The organism is Bacillus sp. FJAT-29790, from assembly GCF_019039215.1.
GTDB lineage: Bacteria > Bacillota > Bacilli > Bacillales > Cytobacillaceae > Cytobacillus.
This window is the reverse complement of record NZ_JAHNZZ010000001.1, coordinates 1,572,607-1,595,352: the sequence shown is the minus strand read 5'-3', so window position 1 is coordinate 1,595,352 and position 22,746 is coordinate 1,572,607. Positions and strand designations below refer to the sequence as shown.

Here is a 22,746-nt window from a genome sequence, read left to right as displayed (position 1 = left end):
TTTATGCAAAACAGCCTTAGTAAAAAATAGAAACGGATCAGGTGGGACAAATGCTTATTTCATCGTGTCAAAAATCAAATTATACAACGGTTGAAACACTAAGAAGTGTATAATAAAAGACCTCAAAAAGAGGTCGAAAATGAATTGGTTTCTATATAATCATTGATTTTTAGTCTTATTAGTTCGGAATAAGACTCCGACTATAATAAGTGCAATTATTATAACAGCAGATATGAAATAGAAGTTAGAGATTACATTCATTATGTGAAAAGGTGCTTTGTGGACATAATCAGCATTTACCCACTGTTTATCTTCTTTTATTGCAATTGAGGTGGAAGTTGATGTCCCTTTTATTTCATAATATTTTGTTCCTTTTGGGTAATAGTTTGAAGCATCTCCGTAATAATTTCCAGTCATATCATTAGGTTTGGTTTTTACTTCCCCAACGATTTTACCAATCTCACTATCTTTGATAATTATTTCTTGTTTAACTTCATAAAGCTTCCCTTTCCAAACAACAAAAGGATAAGCCCAAGATAATGCTTGAACAGTGGAAGAGATCGTAAATATTAGTAATAGAGGTAACAACGTTATTCTTTTCATAAGTACCTCCAATGAATTACCATTTTATATTATCATAGCAGAAAATTTTGGATATTGTAAATGAATCTAAAAACAACAATCTTTTAGAAAACAGACTAAAGAAAACGCTGAAGTTGGTCGATAATGTTTACTTGGGTGGTCACAAAAAAACGTAATTACCAAGCGGATAAAAGACAGCATGCTGGGTAATAACAACGAGGGATGAACGATTTTCATATATTACCAACACCTTAATGGCGCAGTTAAATTAAAGTTGATTTCTTCACACGAACTATATTATAACAATATAGTAAAAGATACTTTTTGGAACATATAATCATTTCAGGAGGCGCCTTAACCCTAGCAAGAAGCCGGTTAAGGCGGGGGCTTATGTGTGTTACTAGGCTTTATTGATGGACTTCTCATTTTTTTCAGCTTTTAAATAATTTATAATTATCATATAATAGTAGATATTTCGAATCTATATATTCATTGCAATACACTTTGATATGGTTTTAAGAGACAGGAAAGGTTTGTGACTAGGTCGCGCCTTAGCTTGGTGTGACGCTTACATCTTTTCTGCAAATTTCAGGAGAAAAGGTTGATATAAATGAGCATCAGAGAAACAAAAACAGACGTTATTTTAATAGGCGCCGGAATCATGAGTGCGACATTAGGGACACTCTTGAAAGAATTAGCACCGGAATGGGAAATTACAGTGTTTGAGAAGCTCGCAAACGCAGGAGAGGAAAGCTCTAACGAATGGAATAATGCGGGAACGGGGCATGCGGCATTGTGCGAGCTTAACTACACGGTCGAAAAACCGGATGGATCTGTAGATATTAGTAAAGCCATAAAAATTAATGAACAGTTTCAGGTTTCAATGCAGTTTTGGTCTTATCTTGTAAACAGCAAGCTGATACAAAATCCACAGGACTTTATTATGCCATTGCCTCATATGAGTTTCGTACAAGGGGAACAAAATGTAACCTTTTTAAAGAATCGATTTGAAGCGCTTTCAAATAATCCCCTATTCAAAGGGATGGAATTTTCCGATGATCCTGAAAAATTAATGGAATGGATTCCGCTTATGATCCAAGACCGCGCATCGAATGAACCTATAGCGGCAACAAAAATCGACTCTGGAACTGATGTCAACTTTGGTGCTTTAACGCGCATGTTATTTGACCACTTAGAGAGTAAAAATGTTGATATAAACTACAACCATTGTGTTAGTGATATTAAACGTACTAGCGATGGCTTGTGGGAATTGAAAGTGCGGAATTCGGCTAGCGGTACTGTCGAACGCCATACTGCGAAATTCGTCTTTATCGGAGGCGGGGGAGGAAGCCTACATTTACTGCAAAAATCCGGTATTCCTGAAGGAAAACATATTGGCGGATTCCCGGTAAGCGGAATATTTATGGTGTGTAATAATCCGGATGTTGTAGCGCAGCATCATGCAAAAGTATACGGCAAAGCTAAGGTTGGTGCTCCGCCAATGTCCGTTCCGCATCTTGACACAAGATATATCGACAACAAAAAATCGTTACTATTTGGACCATTTGCCGGCTTCTCACCAAAGTTCTTAAAAACTGGTTCAATGTTCGATTTAGTAACTTCCGTAAAACAGAATAATGTCTTAACGATGTTGGCGGCAGGCGCAAAAGAGATGTCATTGACAAAATACCTCATTCAGCAAGTTATGTTATCGAAAGAACAGCGCATGGAAGAGTTACGTGAGTTTATCCCCAACGCTAAGCTTGAGGATTGGGATTTAGTAGTAGCGGGCCAACGTGTACAAGTTATTAAAGATACCGAAGCTGGAGGCAAAGGAACGCTTCAATTTGGTACGGAAGTGATTACTGCTGCTGATGGCTCAATCGCAGCATTACTAGGCGCATCTCCGGGTGCTTCTACTGCCGTTCAAGTTATGCTTGAGGTTATCAATAAATGCTTCCCGCAACATGTGAAAGAGTGGGAACCGAAAATCAAAGAAATGATTCCTTCTTATGGCGTGTCACTAATGGAAAGCCAAGAGCTCCTGCACGAAATTCATACTTCAACAGCGCAGACGCTCGGTCTATGTGAAAAAGAACCGGTCTTTAGTTAATCCTTTGGATGCAGAAACCAAAAGGATTGGATCGTTTCTATTATGAAGAGATTGAAAAGGCAAAGATTGAAAAAAACAGAGATAAAATAAAAAATTCACTTAAGCAATTGAGTAAATACTAGAATATCATTGGAAATAAAACGCAGAATCTTTGATCTTTCTTTGGATTGAAGGTTCTTTTTTAAATTCGCAGTTAGAGAGGTATCGGGGAACCGTATCTTAAGTAAATGAGGGAAACTCGCTTCAAGGAAGGATTCGAGTGTCCTCATTGTTCATCAGAACACGATGTTCGATTTGGAAAATATAATGGTTTACAACGGTAGTGGCTACAAAGTATCTCGACAATTCTTATTCTTAGATAGTCGTAGCAACGAAAGCACTAAGCACAATATAAAAGAATTTCTGCTCACTTCATTTATATATGACAGGACCTATGATACTTTACGTTTGTCGAAATTCAGTATTTAGAGTAGATAATAGAAAGGAGATGACCAACTATTGTTAATAGAAAAAACATTGTCAGTTTATTATCTGATTGATGATATGCTTACCGTAATACCTACAAAAGTATTTTATGAGCAATCAGAAGATGACGAATTGAAAAATATCCACTATGAAATTTATTTAGAAAGGCAACGTTTTATATCAAAGGCATCGGATGTTACGGAATTGGCTATTAAGAATCTACAAAAAGTGCTTCCGAAGAATATAAGAATAGCTTCCTGCCAATCGTGTAGATACGGTAACTTCTGTCCATATGGTGATAACGATAATGAAGTGTTCTGTCTAAAAGATATTGAAATCAAAGATAAAAATGATGTATGTGAAATTTTTTCATCAAATACAGCCCTTGAAAAAAGAAGACGGAATTTACTTGATTTCTGCCCAAATTACAAACCTATATCTCTAGAAAAGTATTACACTTACAATGATTGGAATTAGCAGAGATTACGCCATTCAAACGACTTGGGAAACTTTGTATTATAAAAGCCTCCCAAAAAAATTATTATTTTATCAATATTAAAGATTAACACAGCTATCTGATAAAATCAGACGATGGCAAACACGTTATTAATGGTTTGTATCATATTCAAAATGTAAATGGGAGGGGAAATTTATGTATGGTGTAGAGCCTACTTTTTGGATGAATTTAATATTGTTATTAGCCAGTGTATTTATATTGTTGATTGCTTTTAATACAATAATGAGAAAGTGGTTAAAAATTAAGGAGAAAAATAAATTCTTTTCATACAACCATATTAATGAGAAACATAAAAAAATTGATTGGACAATCAGAATTATTACCATAGTCATTCTCTTGTTGGGTTATGTTATGGCTTGGATTGAGTTCTCACAATCGTGGTTAATAATATTTATTTTTATTGTTGTTTCTGAAACAATTAGAGCAGTTATGGAGCGAAAGTATGCAGAAAATCCGAATGCTTATAAATTAACAATTAGTCAAATAGTATTTATTCTTATATTGTTTTTTACACTGTTTAAGACTGATTTTTTTGGATTAATATAAATGCGAAAAGGGAATCTTTATTGAATTAATGAATGAGATAGTTGATTTTAAATATAGGAAACCCTATTTATTATGGTTCCTATATTTTTATGTGCGGGAACACAAATCCGATTGATTTAAGTTTGAAGTATTTAGCAGAGCGTAGGATTATGTACATTAAGAAAGACGAATACTAGATAGGAGATAGACTTTTCCATGAATAAAAAAGACGTAGCAAATATTCGGAAACAATTTAAACTAAATAATGATTTATTAAAGATTTCTGACATTTTTAATGTTTATATAAGGAAGGAAAGCAGCGATATTTATCATATGGAAAGCCAGCCGTTTCCAATGTTAGACCAGGAGCAGCAAGAGTTATTTATGGCTAACTTTAAAAAGGTGCTGACTGGTCAGATGGATGTGAAATTATTTGATGTAAAGTTTCAGCGTGAAGTAGTGGATCACAGCCAGATTATTCTTCACGAAGGGCTGCAAGCTGAAGATGCAGAAGGTTGGAATGAGCAAATGCTTTTGCTTGTTGAAAAAATGTTTAAAGACGTTCAATACGAAGTCGATATGGTTGTTACCTTTATTCGGGGAGAATATTTTAAACCAACGAAAAGAAGTAGTGAAGAATCTGAAGTGAGTGTTAGGGATGAAGTGTATACCCATCCATTTATTCTCTGCAGCATCAATCAATCGGAACAGCCGAAACGAACATTATTATTTGATTATGTTGAAAAGGAATTCAAGTCCAGCATTGTGGTTGATTCTATTATTAATCTCACATCTCCCGTAGCGGGCTTTTTGTTTCCTAGTTTTACGGATCATTCGGCAGATGTGAACCACGTCCTTTATTCAGCAGGGAAACCTAATCAGCCGGATATTCATTTTATCGAGGAAGTATTGAACGGTGAAGCGATTATGACCGCACAGGAAGATAAAGCGGTATTCGAAGAAATTGTAAAAGAGGTAGTAGGGGACGAGCTAGACGCTTCCACCCTTTCCAATGTATATGAAGAAATTAACCGAATGATGGATGAAGAAGAGGAAGATGCTCCTACATTGGATTACAAAGATGTGGAACGTGTATTAAAGGTAAGCGGAGTGGAGGAAGTTCAAACCGAAAAAGTAGAAATGGCCTTCCAAAAAGTGATTGATGACGAGAAGTATGAGCTCAAAGCAAGCAGCATTGTTCCAAATTATACATCGAAATCGATTAAAATTAACACGAAAGTAGCGAATATTGCGATTAGCCCCCAAGATTTAAAATATGTCAGACAGGTTACCGTCAATGGCAAGCGCTGTTTATTAATTGAGGTTGATGAAGATACTGTCATTGAAGGGTTTAAATTGATTCCGGAAACGTTTCTGGGCTGAGGGGATTCCATCTTTATAAGGGACGTTTCTACTTGAAAATGGCTTTGAAATGTCCGTTATCAATTCCAAAACGGACATTTCCACTTGGACACGCCTAAGAAATGTCCGTTATTCCTTCAAAGACGGACATTTTCATAGGTAATCGCCTAAGAAATGTCCGTTATTTCTTCAAAGACGGACATTTTCATAGGTAGTCGCCTAAGAAATGTCCGTTATTCCTTCAAAGACGGACATTTTCATGGGTAATCGCCTAAGAAATGTCCGTTATTCCTTCAAAGACGGACAATTACATTGGTAATCGCCTTGGAAATGTCCGTTATTCCTTCAAAGACGGACATTTTTACTGGGAAACGCTTTAGAAATGTCAATTGTCACTTGAGTCGGTTATTAGATGATCATATTTAATTACATCTTAGAAGGGGGCTAATATGCTTTTATTTGTTTCAGAGATTCCTCACAAAGTATCGAGATCATTTTAATATGGTTATGGCTTTGTTATTGATTTATAGTGCAGTTTCGATTCTAGTAGAGTAAATATAGTTCTTCTTCAACTAGCAGATGCAAAGAGTGAACAACTAGCTGCCATATTTGGTGGCTTTTTCATATTGGTGAGGTTTTTGTTTGTATTATTTTTTATATAAGTATTTACATAAAGATACTTTCTTTAACTAGCGATGCAGATAGCAGAAAAAGGTTTTTGGCCTTTCGATGACGAATAAACTATGAAGAATTATATCGATAAATTATTTATGACGAAGATTGAGCTTCATATTTATTAAAAAGAAACCGACAACTTTAATTATTCGATCGAAATTACATATCAAAAAGGAGAGTAGTTCAATGAGTGCATCCGAGCCTAATATTCTTGTGTTTAGTCCCGAGCAGACAGAAGCTAAAGCTTATGCTAAATGTATCCGCGATTATGGGTTTACATCGGTAAGGGCAGCGGCAACTTTGGAGGAAGTGGAAAGATATTTACCTGGTACTGAAGTTATTTTGGGATGGAAATTTCCTACCCAGTTACTAAATACACCAATTGCTTCATCTGTTCGCTGGTTTCAGTCGATGGGAGCGGGAGTCGATGATTTGATTGCAGACCATTCGATACCTAAAAGCATAACACTAACCCGAATTGTTAATCAGTTCGGAGGTTATATATCTGAATATGTATTTACGTTTCTCTTGGACATAGTGAAAGACGGTTCCCGTATGAGACAATCGCAAAAGGAACAGCGCTGGGATCCTTTCATTTCTGAATCTCTAGCGGGTAAAACGATCGGGGTGGCCGGTCTTGGATCAATCGGAGCTGAGATTGTAAGAAAAGCTCGAGCATTTGATATGAATGTGCAGGGATTAAGCTTTAGTGGGGAAAAAGCTCAATTAGTGGATTGTCACTTTGCTTCAGATCAATGGGGTGAATTTGTTAAAGATCTTGATTATTTGGTCATAACTCTTCCTTTAACCGATGCCACATATCAAATCATTAACAGGAACCTTCTTTTAGCAATGAAACCGAATGCCTGTCTGATTAATGTTGGCCGCGGAGCATTGATTGCCGAAGAGGAATTAATATCTGTCATGCAATCAGGCCATCTTCAGGCGGCGGTCCTCGATGTATTTGAGATAGAACCATTGCCTAAAGAACATGTCATCTGGTCGATGCCAAATGTGTACGTCACTTCACATCTATCAGGACCAAGCACCGCAGACGGAGTGAGCAACTTTTTTGTTGAAAATTTAAAACGATTCTTAAATGAACAGCCATTACACGGGCTGGTAGATCGGAAACGTGGCTATTAAAACAGTTAAAAGGAGCATCATCGGGGATGCTCCTTTTTTAACGTGTATGTTTTGTTTCATGTTTACGAAGAACAAGAAGAGTTATTAATAATAAACCTTGGAACATATTAAGATAAGGCTGTTTTTAGAAGGTTGTTGTTTTTGATGACATGAGTTTCAGGAGTGTCATAGAATAGATTCTTAAATAAATTCTATTAAAGGAGTGATTTGTTATTTCTCTTCACTGATCTTAAAAGCCCCGCTATTTAATATCTCCTCAACTTCTTCATACCCGGTCGGGAACGCATAGTTATACCTTGCTGGCAGGGCAAAGACGTAATCCGCGTTGCGTCCTAGCTCTTTAGGATTCATTGGTGCGGCACCGATGTGGAATTTCTCTTTCTGCATCGCACCCCACTGCTCATGGGTGAACACCATAACCGGGATATCCTGGTGCGGGTTCTGCACCGTCCAATGCGGATGCCTGATGGAAATTAGAGGACCCGCTTCAACTGCCTTACTGCTTTGCGGTGACATGCCTTCCCACTTATCGGTTAAAATTTTATAATCCTTCCAGCTTTCTCGTAAGGAAATTTCAAACCCATATTCTGTATTTTTATACTGAATGCCATTGGACGCGTACTCGCCTAGCGTTACATCGGTGATGAGCCAGTCATTATTAATCTTTTCGACGGTAAGACCTATTGGCTGTTTGGCCGCAAAGCCTCCATTTTCCTTCTCCACACTTGTGATCTCGATAATTTCTCCATTTATCTTATAAGATGCATCCGTGACCTTCTCAACAGAAAGAATCTCGATCCGGTCCGGCCATGGGCTTGACGTCAAGCGTCCTGGAGCGCTTGACGGGTTATTGATCCAATTTTCCAATAAGGGCGCCGCAATGAGGCCCCCATACTGGTCTGTCATATTCTTCTTCAGATCCTCTTTCGGCGCTAGCAGCGATACCACTTGCAGCTTTTTGCCAAATTCCTCAGCAATCTTAGTCACGAGTTCCTTATCGGATTGAACAGCTTCCTGCGGCTGCTCCTTTGGTTTTTTGGATGCCTGCTCAGACGGTTGCTCTGGAGAGGTGTTGGTCGTGCTTGAACAGCCAAATAGGGACATACTCAAAAGGAGCGTACCTGCGATGGTAAATGTTTTATTCAAATGATGTTCCTCCTAGACTTTTTGTTCAGTTTCACCAATTAGACGATAGGAAATGCCATTTTGTTACAAAAGCAATCCTTATGCTAGATTACACTCATTTTCAGAGGTAAAGCTCATGCCTCCAATTGTTTGAATTTTATCTGAACTATTCGGAGTATAAGGAGAAAAACAGCTTTGATATAACAAGCCCGATTTTTCGGATAAAACTGTGCGATATTCCTTTTTAATATCACTTTTAAATATTATTAATAAATGATAGTTCGTTTAATACAAATAAGGGAACAATGAAAATCCAATAAAATCTAGTTATAGAACCTCTCTCTCAAAAGAATGACTAGGAACAGGCAATCTCCTATTTATGATATAATAGTTCGGTAGTTTTGAGCGCAGGGAGGTTTTATAATGAAATTAAATAAAGGTATTTTATTTGTATTATTAGGTGCTGGATGTTTTGGTTTTACACCGATATTTGCTAAATTGGGGTTTAGCTACGGCTACTCACTTGGCCAAATTAATATCGTTCAAATGATTATTTCCTCATTTTTATTATGGTCTTTCACTCTAATTAAACGCCCCAGCTTTAAAGGGCTTAATAAGAAGAATGTTCCTCAAATTATGATAACCGGTTGTTTTGTCGGGTTAACAAGTATTTTTTATTATGGGGCGATGCAATATCTGCCGGCCTCATTGGCTATCATTTTAATGTTTCAATTCGTTTGGATAGGAATTATTTTAGAATGGATTTTCAGCAAAATAAAACCTGCGCCTGTAACCGTATTGTCCATCATTTTAATTTTGATCGGGGTCTTTTTTGCTTCCAATATATTAAATGGCGACATACAGGGGCTGCCTTTTAAAGGTTTCCTTTTTGGAATTCTAGCTGCATTCACCTATGCCGGATTTATTTTTTTTAGCGGAAAGGTCGCTGTAAATGTGGATCCATGGACTCGGACCTCTTTGATGGCAACAGGATCAACTATCTTAGTACTAGTCGTATTCATGCGTGATATTCCAACTGTACTGCCATTGGAGGCAAACTTATTAAAGACTGCCGTCGGTGTTTCGCTATTTGGAGCTGTTATTCCCCCACTATTTTTTGCAGTGGGTGCACCATTGGTTTCAGGTGGAATCGCCAATATATTAACATCCATTGAATTACCGATCGCCATCTTATCAGCCAACATTATTTTGTCAGAAGCGATAACTCCGCTTCAGTGGTTAGGCACGGCTATTATATTAGCAGCGATTGCATTAAACGAACTTGGGAGTAGTCTTTTTAGAGTTAGGCAGCATATTAAGGGGTAGAGTTTTGGATGCTTTTATTAAAATAACTTTGTGTTAAATTATGATACTGTTTTATTTAAAAGGAAAAAATTAGGATTGGGGAAAAGACCCCAATCCTAGTTTTATAAGAATATGACCACAATAAAACCTTCAGGTTGTTGCTACTTATCGCACCTCTAACATACTTCTTCTTTCCGAACCAATTCCTTATTCTTCGGTCCGAGTTTGGACGTGTTGGTAACAATTGGGCCTTGTGGTTCGATACTAGAAACTACGATAATTTCTTAGCACAGGTAACCGCTACGTTAATCGATTTTCTTTACCTTTTTGGTTAAGTGGCGCGAAACGGTTAATTATTCGCTGATAATACTGTGCCTAGATCAAATCAAAAACAAATAGCTTTTATTGTTGAAAGTGATTTACGACTGTATTTAAAAACCTCATTTACTTATGATACGGTTCCCCTTACCGAAAACACCATGTTATATTGATAGGGATAGCATTACCAACATGGATTTATTTTTTTTTATAATAACAAACGTATAAAGCAAAAATTGGCAGGCATGAGTCCGGTTCAATACCGTCTCCATACCAGCCAATTAGCTGCTTAATATAAAACTCTAACTTTTTGGGGTCACATCAAGTGTAGATACCCTGTTTTTTGTTGAAAGCGTAAAGGTTTGTGGATATTTGACTGGAGATTAATGTAACTGGAAAATTGGATCAGTTACAATCAAATTTTAGATTTATAATTTGCTAATTTTTTTAACATGTTTATCTTTTTAGATAGTTTTTATATAAAACACTTGCTAATCGAATAGTGTCACCGAAAAAGTATCTTTCATAATGGCTTAGTTTTGTACCAAATGAACTCATTGGAAGACCCCATGTCAAACGGAAAATTTTATCCCGATTCTAAGCGTTCTTATTGCTCCTTGAAGATACTTGTCTAAATTAGCCCTTATATCCTAACTAAAGTTTTTTTCAGCGGATAAGGAAAGCATTGGATATTTCGCTGAAGCGGGGATAAATGGAAAGATGTTACTGTCAACCTGCTACGCAAATAGCCAAACTTCCTTCTTAAATATTTTTTTAACTACACTTAATCATATATAGTTTCAGCTAAAGATCTTGTGTATTTTGTTCTTGTCAATCTCCAATTTTTATAACACTGCATATACTTTTCCTATATAACACAAAAGGAGGAATAATTTTGCAAAATGTATCTGTTAGTTTGCCCTTTCCGTCAAGGTGGGGACTTAGCACTGAAATTGCAGGAAGACCGATTTTAAGGGGGGTACTTACTATCAACTCAGTTTCAGGCAACACGGTAATAGGTACTGCCAATTTTCGAGGGGAACCGGTTCCTATCAATGGATACTGGGACGAACATGCTAAACAACTAAGGTTTGAATCACCTTATGCATCGTTTTCTGGTAAATTAGATATTTTTGATGACGCAACAATTAAAGTTCGTCACTTAATAATAAATGGACGGTTTGTTTTGAAATCCACTTCATTGCAGGCAGGAGATAGCGGAACTTGGATTGCTACAACTGATAGAGCACTTATTGGACCTCCAATAAGCACGGGTGCCCTTCCGCCTGTCGGAGCCTTTTTAACATCGGATCTCCTATATGGAAGTCAAAGGGCATTTTAGAGCATATTAATATTAATTTCCTCGCTAAATGTTCTGCTTTATTAGGTCAGCATTCATAGAAAAATTCCTTGTTTATTATTCAGCTATCAGACGTGCTGCTTTAAAATAAAGCACCGTCTTTTTTTGTTTTGGCTATGTTAAACGTAGCTGTTGATTTTCGTTGCAGGACTTAGCGATCGCGGGCGGTCGAGGAGCCTCCTCGTCGCTAAATGTCATTAATTCGGCGACTTAATTGAGCGCCACTAATATCTTTGATCCCCATTTCTTCGCACAAATTTGGATAAGCTTTTAGTTTTTCTTACATGTTGTTGTAAGAGCTTCACCAGTCTAACTGAGCTGCAACGAAAATCTTTAATAGTGACTTTGTCGATAGCCTATACTTCCCGTAATCTATCAATAGACAGTCGAAATCCTCTGTTGGAAGAAGGATAAGCATTGACAAATAAGCATTTCCCGACCAATACTTTTATTATTCAATTGAAAAACTCCTTTGTAGAAGACTTGTTTGTTTAGGAAACATAACAAGGTCAACAACTTCCACAATAGGAGTTTTTTTCTTATGAGTAAATGCTTTTTTTGAAAATATGGGATTATTTCAAAGGTGTGCAAGGCTAGTGGGGATCAAATCAAAAACAAATAGAGTACCAGCTAGTATAGATGTATGGCCAATTCAACATAATAGAAAAGACATCCGTTTTGAAAGAAGGGATAAATCACAAATGAATAAAATTCCACAAGTCACACTTCTCTTTTGGATCATGAAGATTGATGCCACGACACTAGGTGAAACAGCAGGAGACTTGTTGTCCATGACGATGGGAGTAGGATATGGGGCCAGCACCATAATTTTATTTGCTCTGTTTATAATCACTCTTATCGCTCAACTTATATCCAAAAGGTATTATCCAATCATCTATTGGCTTGTCATTACTTCAACCGCCATCGCTGGAACAACGATGTCTGATTTTATGGATCGTACTCTAGGGTTGGGGTATGCAATTGGTTCCACGATATTAGTTTGTATATTATTGATTATATTTGCCTATTGGTATGTAAGTGAACGTTCGTTGAATATCCATGATATTCGCACACGTAAAGTTGAAATACTTTATTGGATTGCCATCCTATTCTCCAATACTTTAGGTACAGCTTTAGGTGATTTCTTGGCGGATAGTTCTGGTCTTGGATATGTTGGAGGAGCCGTTCTAATCGGAATTCTATTAGCTCTCATAATCCTAGCCAAGTATTTCACAAAAATTTCTCGCGTATTCTTATTTTGGCTTGCCTTTGTCCTAACTCGCCCTTTTGGAGCAACATTTGGAGATTACCTTACAAAGCCGATTGAAAAAGGTGGGTTAAATCTAGGTACTTCAGGATCATCTCTTGTTCTTGGAGTCATTCTCGGTGTTCTTATTATTTACGCTACTATAAGAAATAATAAGTCGTCTAGCTCATTTACCTAATAAGTGTTTTTAAAAAATGAACTTTTCTAGCTTGATTATCGATAAAGGATTGGATGGAAGATAGGCTTGAGAGATGTTTCTCTACGCTTATTCTGCTTAAAGAAACACCCGAGAGAACCAACGATCGTTTCACAATCCAATAGGGAGGGTGTGAGTGTTTTCTACAGAGATGGAGATGGAAGTATGCTCCACGCATATTCAACCTATGCCCGCGGCATTATGACCAATACGTCATACAACTATAATGGAAACATGAGGCAACCTTAATATTGGAGCCTGTCACCGCCCAAATTATACCAAAAATTACCGAAGTGCTAAACTATTTACTTTCAACAATAAAAGCCAGCTTTGAGCTGGCTTTTATTGTTGAAAGTGATTTACGACTGTACTTAAAAACCTCATTTACTTATGATGTTTTTCCTCGATTAGTTGCGTTTATTTTGTATTTTCCTTTGAATTTTTACCATTAGCGATGATTTTCCCCTTAATGTTCAGTTCCTTAACTTCTCCGCCCTCCAATGCATAACTTGTAACATCATCACCGTTCGTAATAATGTCGCCATTAACGGTCAAACTTTCAATTTTGCCACCTGACTTAATACTTATGGCGCTTGCCGCAAGTTTCATATTCACGCCTTTAACGAGGGAGTTGCCCACAGAGCCATAGGTTGTGACGTTTTCTTCCACAATGATAGTTCCAATGGGCTTACTGACTTGTATTCCAATGGATCCATCCCCATAGGTTGTGATTGATTTAAACTTAATATTTTCAACTGTACCATCATATTGGTTAAACCCTCTTGCCCCTAATCCATAGGTAATAATATCCTGCGCCACGAAATCTTTTACCGTTCCAAAATTCACAAATCCGATGCCGCTTGGTCCATAAGATACTACCGGGAAATGGCTAACCCACTTTTCAACTTTTCCCCATGTATCCAAAACCATGTCATTAACACCGTAAGTCACAATCTCGCCATGATGTTCAACTGTTTTTGCATCCACACCATACACAATAAAGACAGCCGCGGTAATAATATCGGCTGTCCCATACGGCAGCATTCCATTTGAATAGACAGCTCCTGTGCTAAGTGTTTCTAAATTAACCTTGCCGCCTTCATCGCTAAATCCGCAAATAAAAATACCTGAGCCAAAAACAGGAGCGTTTTTAAAGCCTATGGAGATGTTTGTTAAATTGCAATCAATTTGACTGTTTGCATCTGAATTGAAATTGTATACGGTCATTGCTCCTTGGTACACATTAACACCATACTTTTGCGGTTGCTCGCTATAATGTCTCGAGTCGCAAGAGGTAATGTGGATATTGTTTACATTAAGATTAATCCTGTTCGTTCTTTGTCTAGAAATAATGGAAACCTGACCTGATATATGCAAATTTTCAAGGACAATATTCCCCATATCCTGAATACCAGACACTGTATAAATTGCTCGGTTTGAATGTTTTGTCATAACGGTTAGGTTTGAGATGGTATTATCGCGAGTCACTCCAAAACCATCACTATTATTGAAGCTTATCATACATGATTCATCATCTTTTCCGGTTAATTTATAGCCTTCAGGTAAAATAATTGAATGAGGGGAAAGAATGGAACCTTCAACTTCCAACACTTGTGGTATATTTTCAAAAATGGCCTTCAACAATGCTAAAAGTGTATTTACTTTTGTTATTCTCATTTTTAACATTCTCCCTTAAGTTCGTTCTGCTTGCTATATAGGTATGTTGACCAAATTGTTAGAGAGATATGTACCTCTTTTTGTAAAATTGCGAAAAAATGTACTATCAGAGGAGATAATTCTTTCTATATAGAGGGAGGTTAGTTGAAGAAAATACATAAGAAGAGAATGCCGAGTGGGCATTCTCTTTTCTATGATTCCGGATAGTAAATGACCATACTTAATATTGTAAGTTTGCTGCTTGGATTGGAATAAGAATGCGGGGTGTCAGCTTTAAATTTAATGGAATCGCCTGTATGTAAGATATTTTCCGTCTCATTAATAGTAAGACACAGAGTGCCACTAAAAACGGTTATACACTCTATTGCCCCTGAATTGTGAGGGTTTGCTTTCAAACGAGCTGAAGGCTCCATTTCAACTGAATACATTTCAAAAGGCTTTTGTTCCTCAAAATTAAAGTAAGGGTAGAGACGATATAAACCTTTATCTTCAATAAGTGCATCAATATTTTGTTTTCTAACAATTTCCGTATCAGGGAATTCGTATTTCATTAGAGAAGAAAACGGTATTTTTAATCCATCAGCAATTTTCCATATAGTTGTAATTGTTGGGTTGGATTCTTCCTTTTCGATTTGCCGTAAAAGGCTTTTACTTACACCAGTTATTGTTGATAAATCATCCAAACTTAGTTTTCGTTTATTTCTAATCCTTCTTAGATTATTCGAAATAATTCCTTGAATTTTCTCCAAATTTAAAAACCTCCCTTGAACATTATAATGTCCATGTTGTACAATATAATAAATTATTATAATGTCCATTTTAGTTATTATAATGATTTTACCATTCTATTTAGGATTGTGGGTGAGATTTTGAATCGAATTCGTATTCATTATAGTTGGATTATTTTATGTATTACTTTCTTTTCCATTATTGTTGCTGGAATTATAAGGTCATCTTCAGGTGTCTTCATAGAACCCTTTGAAGAAGAATTTGGCTGGGACCGTTCAGTTATATCTTTAGCTTTTGCTGTGGGTTTATTTTTATATGGTATATCAGGTCCTTTTATGGCTGCATTAATAGAAGTGCTGGGAATAAAGAAGACGATGATGTTATCTATGGCTACGCTGTTATCAGGTACCTTGCTTACGTTTATTATGCAACAGCAGTGGCAGCTCATTATCATCTGGGGCGTTATTATAGGCTTAGGTTCAGGGTTATTTCTAACCGTATTAAGCCCATATATTGCAAACCGATGGTTCGAAAAAAGAAGAGGACTTGCGTTAGGAATATTGACAGCAAGCACTGCAACAGGTCAATTAATATTGCTTCCCATCTTAGCCATTATCATTGATAAATATTCGTGGCGTTCGGCAATTACATTAATATTGATACTTAGTCTGATTATGCTAGTGATTATTTTTTTATTTATGAAAAACTCTCCTAAAGATGTGGGCTTGCTTCCTTATGGTCGTGAAAAAGAAACACAAGTTAATATTGATGAAGAGAAGAATAACCCGATTTTGCTTGCTTTTAACGGGTTATTTGATGCAGTAAAGGTAAAAGAGTTTTGGTTGTTATCAGGCAGCTTTTTTATTTGTGGACTTTCAACAAGTGGACTAATTGGTACTCACTTTGTTTCTTATTGTGTAAGCTTTGGTATCCCCTTGGTTACAGCCGCATCGCTCCTTTCGTTTATGGGAGTTTTTGATTTAGTAGGAACAACCCTTTCAGGTTGGTTATCAGACCGTTTTGATAATAGATGGTTATTGTTTTGGTACTACCTATTAAGGGGGGGATCACTTGTTATACTTCCTTTTGCGCTTTCTGAAGGCTCGTACACATTACTTCTAATTTTTGCTGTGTTTTATGGGTTAGATTGGATTGCAACTGTGCCACCAACCATTGGTATAGCGAGGCAAGTGTTTGGAATAAAAAAAAGTGGAATCGTTTATGGATGGATTTTTGCTTCTCATCAAGCTGGTGCAGCAGCTGCAGCCTTTGGCGGGGGACTCCTATATAAATTATTCAATACTTATACGTGGGCATTTTTCTTGGCAGGAATATTCTGCTTATTGGCAAGCTTATTTGTTATTGTCATTAAAAAGCAACCGACTAGGGTAATCGTTGAAGAAAATTCGTTAAATATATAACTTAACAATTAAGAGTAAAGACACAACATCGGAGCTGTCTTTGTGACAGCTTTTTCCTATTTGGGGAAACTCTCGATTAGATTTGAATATTCCTTTTAACGGATTTATTGGAATGCTAGGTATCGATTTTATGATTAAAATTGGTTTAATTATTGATTTTCATGATATTGTCATTTTTACTATTTGAGGAGGAGTGTAGCATTTTTTTCTATTTTTAAAGTAAAATGGAATAGACAATAACTTTCAGGTCAAACTATTTTTTTGAAATTATGGAGGTAAAATGATAAAAAAAACTACCAAGCTATTACTTTTTTTCTTAATAATTTCCTTGATATTTTCTGTTCTTCTTGTATTCGTTTCCTCATTACTATTTTCCCCACAATATGTTGTTAGGACGATAGTAAATGGAGATTCGGATGTAACGGATTACAAAGTATTTCCCGAGCGGATTATTCAAAAAAGCTCACAGCCCTATTATTACAAATATGGCCTGGATGAATCCTTAAAAACTATGCCAATAGACTATATGTTTAGTGGAAAAAGCAGAAACAAGCCTTTGGATACCTTTTTAAAGGAAACAAATACGACGTCATTTATTATTGTCCACGATGACAAGGTAGTGCTTGAAGAATATTACAACGGATATGACAAGGATACTGTCAATACATCTTTTTCAATGGCTAAGTCAATTGATTCGTTGTTAATTGGAATGGCGATTGAAGATGGTTATATTAAAAGTGTAAAACAGTCTATAGCTGATTATATAATCGAGTTCAAAGGAACAAGTATGGAAGGAGTTACAATTGAAGATTTACTTTTGATGCGTTCAAACATTAGCTATGAGGAAGGGAATATCTGGTTTGGCGACGATGCTAAAACTTATTATATGCCTGATTTACGTAATTTAGCGTTGACTCATAATAAGCTGACGACAAAATACCAGAAAAGATTTCATTATAATAATTATCATCCTTTATTACTTGGCATCATACTGGAGCGAAGTACGGGGAAACATGTATCGGAATATTTCGAACAGAAAGTTTGGGATAAAATCGGAGCTGAAAATAATGCTTCATGGAGTCTAGACAGTAAAGTAACAGGTTTTGAAAAGATGGAGAGCGGTATTAATTTCAAAGCGATCGACTTTGTTAAGATAGGTAGCATGTTACTTAATGGTGGTACGTGGAATGGGCAACATATAGTAAATGAAAATTGGTTAAAACAATCACTATTTAGCGACTTCCCTATAAATAGTGATGAATATAAAGGGTCATTTTTAGAAAATAAAAATATAGGATATAAATACATGTGGTATAGTACACCAAATAATAATGGTGGTTTAGACTATTTTGCGATAGGAAAGTATGGACAATACCTATATATGTCTCCGGAAAATAATATTGTTATTTTACGAACGGGTAAATCGATGGGAAATGTAGATAGCTGGCCGGCTATTTTTAATGAAATATCTATAAAAGTAGGTAAAGAATAGTAAATCCAATAAAATTCGCGTAAATATGATAAGTTTAGAAGGAATAGGCACTGTTATCCTGTAGCGGAAATCAACAGACCAATTTAACAAACCAAACATAAAAAACATACTAACAATAGCAGTACAGACCAAGGACGTGGTTTGTACTACTAATGTTAGTATGTTTTACACATCCCAATAGAGATTCGATCTCTCAATATACAATCGAGAGCAAAAACTATTGACGGAATTAGAGGCTCTTTCGAATTTTAACAATACTGTGCCAAAGCTGTGGATTGATATGATAAAATCCTCGAATACTGGGCGTATTGTTCACTTCAAAGATCATAGGGTTAAAATTTTTATGCAGCCCAACATCTATTCCATATTCTCTGGAAGGGTATATTTTTGCCATTGCTTCAGAAGCACGAATGGAAATGTCCCTTATCTTTGCCAAAAGATCTCTTTCTTCTTTGGAATTCAACTTAAGATAGTGCCGCATCAGGTTCTGAGTAGTGAAAACCTGTGAGCCACGATAGTTATTAGCTATACCATTTTCTTTAAGCTGTTCAGTACTAATCATTGCATACATGCCGGCAATCTTCCACTTGCCATTGACAAATTGAACATGAACACGGATACTGAAGGGCTGTCCACTTTTAAGAAAACTTTGAATCCCTTCCTGAATGATATAAGGATTTAATTTTCCTAACCTTTCAAATGGTTGTAATAGCTTATGAATCTGTTCAATTCTGAGCTCTTGGCTAATCGCCTTTCCCTGCATAGAAAAACCATTTAGTGTATGAATTTGATTTTGCCCCTTAGTGACCTTGAAAACCCCTCTACCTTGACCGGAAGTATCATGTTTAATGTAGATTACGTTAAATTTCGTTAAGAAAACCTTCAAATTTTTTAGTGAATATTCAGCAGTAGTTGGAAGGCATCCGGGGGGGATTTGGCTAGCATTTAATAGCCTGTACTGTTCCAGTTTTCCGACTTTATGAACCAAACGTTATCACCGCTTTCACATCAGCTTTTTTGTATCATAATGGTTAATGTATGCTTGGTTTTTTTTTGAGCAACGGCGAAAATAAAAAATAGTTTTTACATAGATAATTGTTATAAATAAGTTCTAAGATTACATAGTAAAAAACCTCATTTAGATAGATCATGGTGAACCGTATTATAAACAGGTGGGGTTTTTTGGAAATTTGTATCAAAGATCTTTATTGGGTTGATTTCGAGTGAAATAAGGACGGCCTCAGCCCACTGGTATAGAGGGCTAAGGCCGTTTAAGCCACTTTAAATTATTTCCACTGTCTACTCACAGGGGGTAGTTCACTAATTTTGAGTGTATTCTTCGATGAGCGTGGTGCTTAACTTCCATAACTGTTCAATATTTTGAGGATTTGTTGCGTATCTAGGATAGCTGCTTGAACCGAAGATGTTCTTCAATTGTGTAAAGCCTTTTTCGGTTGTAGATGGTTTAATAATCTCTCTCTTATGATTGATCAGTTGACCGGTAACATTCTTAAATTCATCCGAAGTACAAATTTGAAAATAGTTATCGGCCATGCCCGATGGTAAAGGATTGGTGAGATTTTGTACCCATGCAAACACTTTCCAAAAGGAATGCATTTTCTTAATGGTCTCTTTTGATAGTTTTACGCGGTTGATTTGAAGGGCATTGACTTTGATCCCCATGCTTTTATATTCTTCTGCCATTTTGAAGGTTAGCATCAGTAACGCCATTTTCGAGTCTCCATACATCTTATAAGTGCTATAAGGCCGTGTGTTCCTCAGTTCTCCACGCAAATTGTCGAACTCGATCTTCCTTTTCGGGTCGAAGAAATTTTTGATGTTTGTCGTACAAGCATTGAGGATTCTTGGGTCTGGTGATTTTGCAAGATGATCTACCAATAAACGAGTCATTAAAAAAGGACCGAATGTATTTGTAGCAAAAGACAATTCGATATGCTCGGGACTAAGTTTATATTCTTTTTTACCGTGATTTAAGTAGGCGGCGTTATGTATCAGGATGTCCAACCGCGGGTATTTGGCTTTAAAAGCTGTGCAAAATGAACGAATAGAATCAAAAGAAGAGATATCAAGCTTCATCAGATCTATATTCGTATTTTTTGAGATTTTAATGATGTCTCTTTGTACGGCTGTACTAATCTCCATATTGCGGCAAGCCATGATAACATGGTATCCTTCTGTTGCAAATTTAAGGGCCGCCGCTTTACCAATCCCGGAATTGGCTCCTGTAATTATAACAATTTTGTCTTTCATAACGATCCTCCTTATTTTTCGCCCATATTTGGTCCTTCCACGTTTCCTGCTTTACGCATCTATACGGCGGTTACTATATCGATGGCGATCTTTTCCTTATGACAAGGTTTCGAAACAGGCTGCTATCTCCTTAGCGACCGCAAAATAGCGACTCCTACATCATGAAATGGATTACCCCTGTATTTTGTTCAATCAACAGCTGTTTGCTAATCGCGTAGGTCTTTTAGCTCCTTAAAAGTATATAGAAAAGTGAATATTTGATTCAATAAAAAGAAAACTTCTAAATAAATAATATGAAAATATTACCAAAAAAGTAAAGTGGAAAATGTCGAAGCCTGGAATGAAAACAATTTTTTATTCGACGTAGAAAAGTATTTAATATTGATAATGAAAATGATTATATTTTTGCAGGCATTTGTCCTTGTAATAATAATAACCTCATATAGATATATTACGGTGAACCGTACCATAAGTAACTGAGAAAACTAGCATTGTTGTTTTTAACATAAAAAAATAGAGTTGACCAATAGTCAAGTCAGCTCTGTTTTTTTACTGATTCAAGCAGAGAATCTTCGAATAAATCCCATAAATAATTAATATTCAAAATTCTGAAATGCAAATATCTCGGCACTTTCTATTTTTCAGACAGGGAATCTAATGCAGAACCGTTGAATCCTTTAACGATGAGCCATACTGCTAAAATCATTTCATTTGCTGCTACAGGCAGGGCCAAAATACCACCCCAAACAGAAATTTGCTGAATGACACCGAACATGACTAACAAGGCACAAATAAAAACACAAGTTGCCCCTGTCATACCCAAGATGGAGATAAACCTGGGCACGAGCTTGGATTTATAAAATAGATAACTGTACATCATTGTATTGATACCAAGCATGAAAAGTGGCCCAAGCAGAAAGGTCCAGTCATGTACTGCTTTTAATAATATACCTGATGCTTGAAAAGAGGTGCTATCCGGGGCTCCTGCTGCTACAAATTCCCTGCTTAAGGTCAACAGGGACAGCACACTGATTACACCAACCGTAATGATAACCGCTTCAAGAAATCTGAAGCAAACATGCCAAAGAGCAATCGTTTCATTATATTTTCGTAAAATTGGAAACATGACCGTTGCCGTACCAACCACTGAAACGACAAGAATTAACTCCATAAGCGCTCCCAGTATCACTTGGTTGGCATGTTCGCTACCTTTAATCAGGTAATCGGGACCGTTTAGGATGGGATTGTATAAAGTTAGACCTATTATTGCTGCTACGGCTGCAAGTATAAATAGTACTCCCACAATTTTTGCCGCTCTTTTGTTTGAATTCATTTTATCTCCGCCTTTTAATAAATTCATAAACGTTATAGGTATTTCTTAAACTTTGGTGTTGTCCCCATAAAAGAATACCTCTTCCAAAGGTAAGTTAAAGGCATGAGCAATTCGAAAAGCCAGTTCTAGAGATGGAGAGTAGTTTCCCTTTTCGAGAGCCACAATCGTTTGTCTTGTTACTCCCACCTTGTCAGCCAACTGCTGCTGGGTCATTTCATCATGGTTGAATCGTAATTTTCGAATATGATTGCCGACAAGATTTTTGCCCACTCTTACACTCCTCTCCGATAATGATAAAATTTCGTAATGGGGTCGGTCACGTTGGAAATGAATCCTGAAATTATCAGGATAATGAACATCACTTGTAACGGCTGATAAATGATCAGCACTCCCATTGCAACAAGAATGCCGAGAATAAACACAAAAAAAGAATTTCGGAACGCTTTCAGCTCATTCAATTTATCCGGTTCATCCGCAAACCTGGGTTCCTTTTCTCTCGTCGTAATTCTAAAGAGAGTGTTAAAAATAATGCTGATAATGATGTGCGCAACTATGGAAACTACAGTCAAGATGAGGACGAAGGATCCCCAGTAGCGAAAGGTTTCAATCGACTCCAGACCCCCTTCAGGGTACTGAGGGTACATGTACAAGCAATAAGATACGAAAATTAGTATGGTGCTGATTAATGATACGATACTTTTCTTTTCTTGATAGGTCATGTTTTACACCCCCTGTATGGTCAACTTTACTTCTAGTAAAATATTTTATGCATAATGTAAAGTAAAGTTTACATAATGATTTCTACATTTTATATTGAAATAAGTGTACACTTCCCGTATTTTGTCGAATTCACCGACCTTATTCGGG

Annotated in this window: 20 protein-coding genes and 3 pseudogenes; 13 read left to right on the top strand and 10 right to left on the bottom strand. The window is 36.6% G+C overall.

Annotation, left to right across the window (positions count from 1 at the left end; genetic code table 11):
• Positions 1 to 159 precede the first annotated feature (159 nt).
• Positions 160 to 603: a hypothetical protein gene (locus BGM26_RS07425; RefSeq protein WP_217039135.1), complete on the bottom strand. Its 444-nt coding sequence runs from the start codon at positions 601 to 603 to the stop codon at positions 160 to 162.
• Between the two features lie 589 nt (positions 604 to 1,192).
• On the opposite strand from BGM26_RS07425, the gene BGM26_RS07420 reads away from it, so the two are divergent.
• The 7 genes and pseudogenes from BGM26_RS07420 (at position 1,193) to BGM26_RS07395 (ending at position 7,385) form a co-directional block, all read left to right on the top strand.
• Complete coding sequence (locus BGM26_RS07420; RefSeq protein WP_217039133.1) at positions 1,193 to 2,695, top strand: malate:quinone oxidoreductase; 1,503 nt, start codon at positions 1,193 to 1,195, stop codon at positions 2,693 to 2,695.
• A gap of 227 nt (positions 2,696 to 2,922) precedes the next feature.
• Positions 2,923 to 3,015: pseudogene (locus tag BGM26_RS21915) on the top strand (transposase-like zinc-binding domain-containing protein); the annotation flags it as partial.
• A gap of 25 nt (positions 3,016 to 3,040) precedes the next feature.
• A pseudogene (locus tag BGM26_RS07415) lies at positions 3,041 to 3,163 on the top strand (IS1595 family transposase); the annotation flags it as partial.
• A gap of 30 nt (positions 3,164 to 3,193) precedes the next feature.
• The gene (locus tag BGM26_RS07410; RefSeq protein WP_217039131.1) at positions 3,194 to 3,637 is read left to right on the top strand and encodes a hypothetical protein; all 444 of its coding nucleotides are present in this window, start codon (positions 3,194 to 3,196) and stop codon (positions 3,635 to 3,637) included.
• Between the two features lie 175 nt (positions 3,638 to 3,812).
• Positions 3,813 to 4,223, top strand: a complete 411-nt coding sequence (locus BGM26_RS07405) for a DUF4181 domain-containing protein (RefSeq protein ID WP_217039130.1) — start codon at positions 3,813 to 3,815, stop codon at positions 4,221 to 4,223.
• Positions 4,224 to 4,418: 195 nt separating this feature from the next.
• The gene (locus BGM26_RS07400) at positions 4,419 to 5,585 is read left to right on the top strand and encodes a DUF4317 domain-containing protein (RefSeq protein WP_217039129.1); all 1,167 of its coding nucleotides are present in this window, start codon (positions 4,419 to 4,421) and stop codon (positions 5,583 to 5,585) included.
• A gap of 840 nt (positions 5,586 to 6,425) precedes the next feature.
• Positions 6,426 to 7,385 carry a D-2-hydroxyacid dehydrogenase gene (locus BGM26_RS07395; RefSeq protein WP_217039128.1) on the top strand — a complete coding sequence of 320 codons (960 nt, stop codon included), beginning with the start codon at positions 6,426 to 6,428 and terminating at the stop codon, positions 7,383 to 7,385.
• A gap of 210 nt (positions 7,386 to 7,595) precedes the next feature.
• Here the strand turns inward: BGM26_RS07395 and BGM26_RS07390 are convergent, their stop codons facing one another.
• Complete coding sequence (locus BGM26_RS07390) at positions 7,596 to 8,531, bottom strand: hypothetical protein (RefSeq protein ID WP_217039127.1); 936 nt, start codon at positions 8,529 to 8,531, stop codon at positions 7,596 to 7,598.
• Between the two features lie 402 nt (positions 8,532 to 8,933).
• Here BGM26_RS07390 and BGM26_RS07385 point away from each other — a divergent pair, with 402 nt between their 5' ends.
• Positions 8,934 to 9,836 (top strand): EamA family transporter, encoded by a 903-nt coding sequence (locus BGM26_RS07385; RefSeq protein ID WP_217039126.1) that lies wholly within the window; start codon positions 8,934 to 8,936, stop codon positions 9,834 to 9,836.
• 494 nt (positions 9,837 to 10,330) lie between these two features.
• A pseudogene (locus BGM26_RS07380) lies at positions 10,331 to 10,426 on the top strand (IS3 family transposase); the annotation flags it as partial.
• 163 nt (positions 10,427 to 10,589) lie between these two features.
• On the opposite strand, the gene BGM26_RS21660 reads toward BGM26_RS07380, so the two are convergent.
• Complete coding sequence (locus tag BGM26_RS21660) at positions 10,590 to 10,718, bottom strand: 4-hydroxyphenylacetate 3-hydroxylase C-terminal domain-containing protein (protein WP_483297798.1); 129 nt, start codon at positions 10,716 to 10,718, stop codon at positions 10,590 to 10,592.
• A 310-nt stretch (positions 10,719 to 11,028) separates the two neighbouring features.
• Here BGM26_RS21660 and BGM26_RS07370 point away from each other — a divergent pair, with 310 nt between their 5' ends.
• Positions 11,029 to 11,475 carry a hypothetical protein gene (locus tag BGM26_RS07370; protein WP_254119117.1) on the top strand — a complete coding sequence of 149 codons (447 nt, stop codon included), beginning with the start codon at positions 11,029 to 11,031 and terminating at the stop codon, positions 11,473 to 11,475.
• A 614-nt stretch (positions 11,476 to 12,089) separates the two neighbouring features.
• The gene (locus BGM26_RS07365; protein ID WP_367949281.1) at positions 12,090 to 12,938 is read left to right on the top strand and encodes a COG4705 family protein; all 849 of its coding nucleotides are present in this window, start codon (positions 12,090 to 12,092) and stop codon (positions 12,936 to 12,938) included.
• Positions 12,939 to 13,373: 435 nt separating this feature from the next.
• Here BGM26_RS07365 and BGM26_RS07355 read toward each other — a convergent pair whose 3' ends face one another.
• Both BGM26_RS07355 and BGM26_RS07350 read right to left on the bottom strand, forming a co-directional pair.
• Positions 13,374 to 14,633, bottom strand: coding sequence for a hypothetical protein (locus BGM26_RS07355; protein WP_217039121.1), 1,260 nt, complete (start codon positions 14,631 to 14,633; stop codon positions 13,374 to 13,376).
• Positions 14,634 to 14,824: 191 nt separating this feature from the next.
• A complete protein-coding gene (locus BGM26_RS07350; RefSeq protein ID WP_217039119.1) occupies positions 14,825 to 15,382 on the bottom strand; it encodes a helix-turn-helix domain-containing protein in 558 nt (185 codons plus the stop codon).
• A gap of 120 nt (positions 15,383 to 15,502) precedes the next feature.
• Here BGM26_RS07350 and BGM26_RS07345 point away from each other — a divergent pair, with 120 nt between their 5' ends.
• Together BGM26_RS07345 and BGM26_RS07340 are read left to right on the top strand one after the other, a co-directional pair.
• A complete protein-coding gene (locus BGM26_RS07345) occupies positions 15,503 to 16,783 on the top strand; it encodes an MFS transporter (protein WP_254119115.1) in 1,281 nt (426 codons plus the stop codon).
• A gap of 280 nt (positions 16,784 to 17,063) precedes the next feature.
• Positions 17,064 to 18,275 (top strand): serine hydrolase domain-containing protein, encoded by a 1,212-nt coding sequence (locus BGM26_RS07340; RefSeq protein ID WP_217039117.1) that lies wholly within the window; start codon positions 17,064 to 17,066, stop codon positions 18,273 to 18,275.
• A gap of 229 nt (positions 18,276 to 18,504) precedes the next feature.
• Here BGM26_RS07340 and BGM26_RS07335 read toward each other — a convergent pair whose 3' ends face one another.
• The 5 genes from BGM26_RS07335 to BGM26_RS07315 all read right to left on the bottom strand — a co-directional run bounded on the left by BGM26_RS07335 (position 18,505) and on the right by BGM26_RS07315 (position 22,598).
• The gene (locus tag BGM26_RS07335; RefSeq protein WP_217039115.1) at positions 18,505 to 19,263 is read right to left on the bottom strand and encodes a YheC/YheD family protein; all 759 of its coding nucleotides are present in this window, start codon (positions 19,261 to 19,263) and stop codon (positions 18,505 to 18,507) included.
• 332 nt (positions 19,264 to 19,595) lie between these two features.
• Complete coding sequence (locus tag BGM26_RS07330; protein ID WP_217039113.1) at positions 19,596 to 20,546, bottom strand: SDR family NAD(P)-dependent oxidoreductase; 951 nt, start codon at positions 20,544 to 20,546, stop codon at positions 19,596 to 19,598.
• A gap of 634 nt (positions 20,547 to 21,180) precedes the next feature.
• Positions 21,181 to 21,879: a DUF4386 domain-containing protein gene (locus BGM26_RS07325; protein ID WP_217039111.1), complete on the bottom strand. Its 699-nt coding sequence runs from the start codon at positions 21,877 to 21,879 to the stop codon at positions 21,181 to 21,183.
• Positions 21,880 to 21,924: 45 nt separating this feature from the next.
• Positions 21,925 to 22,149 carry a helix-turn-helix transcriptional regulator gene (locus BGM26_RS07320; protein WP_057776397.1) on the bottom strand — a complete coding sequence of 75 codons (225 nt, stop codon included), beginning with the start codon at positions 22,147 to 22,149 and terminating at the stop codon, positions 21,925 to 21,927.
• A gap of 2 nt (positions 22,150 to 22,151) precedes the next feature.
• Positions 22,152 to 22,598, bottom strand: coding sequence for a hypothetical protein (locus BGM26_RS07315; protein ID WP_217039109.1), 447 nt, complete (start codon positions 22,596 to 22,598; stop codon positions 22,152 to 22,154).
• Positions 22,599 to 22,746 lie beyond the last annotated feature (148 nt).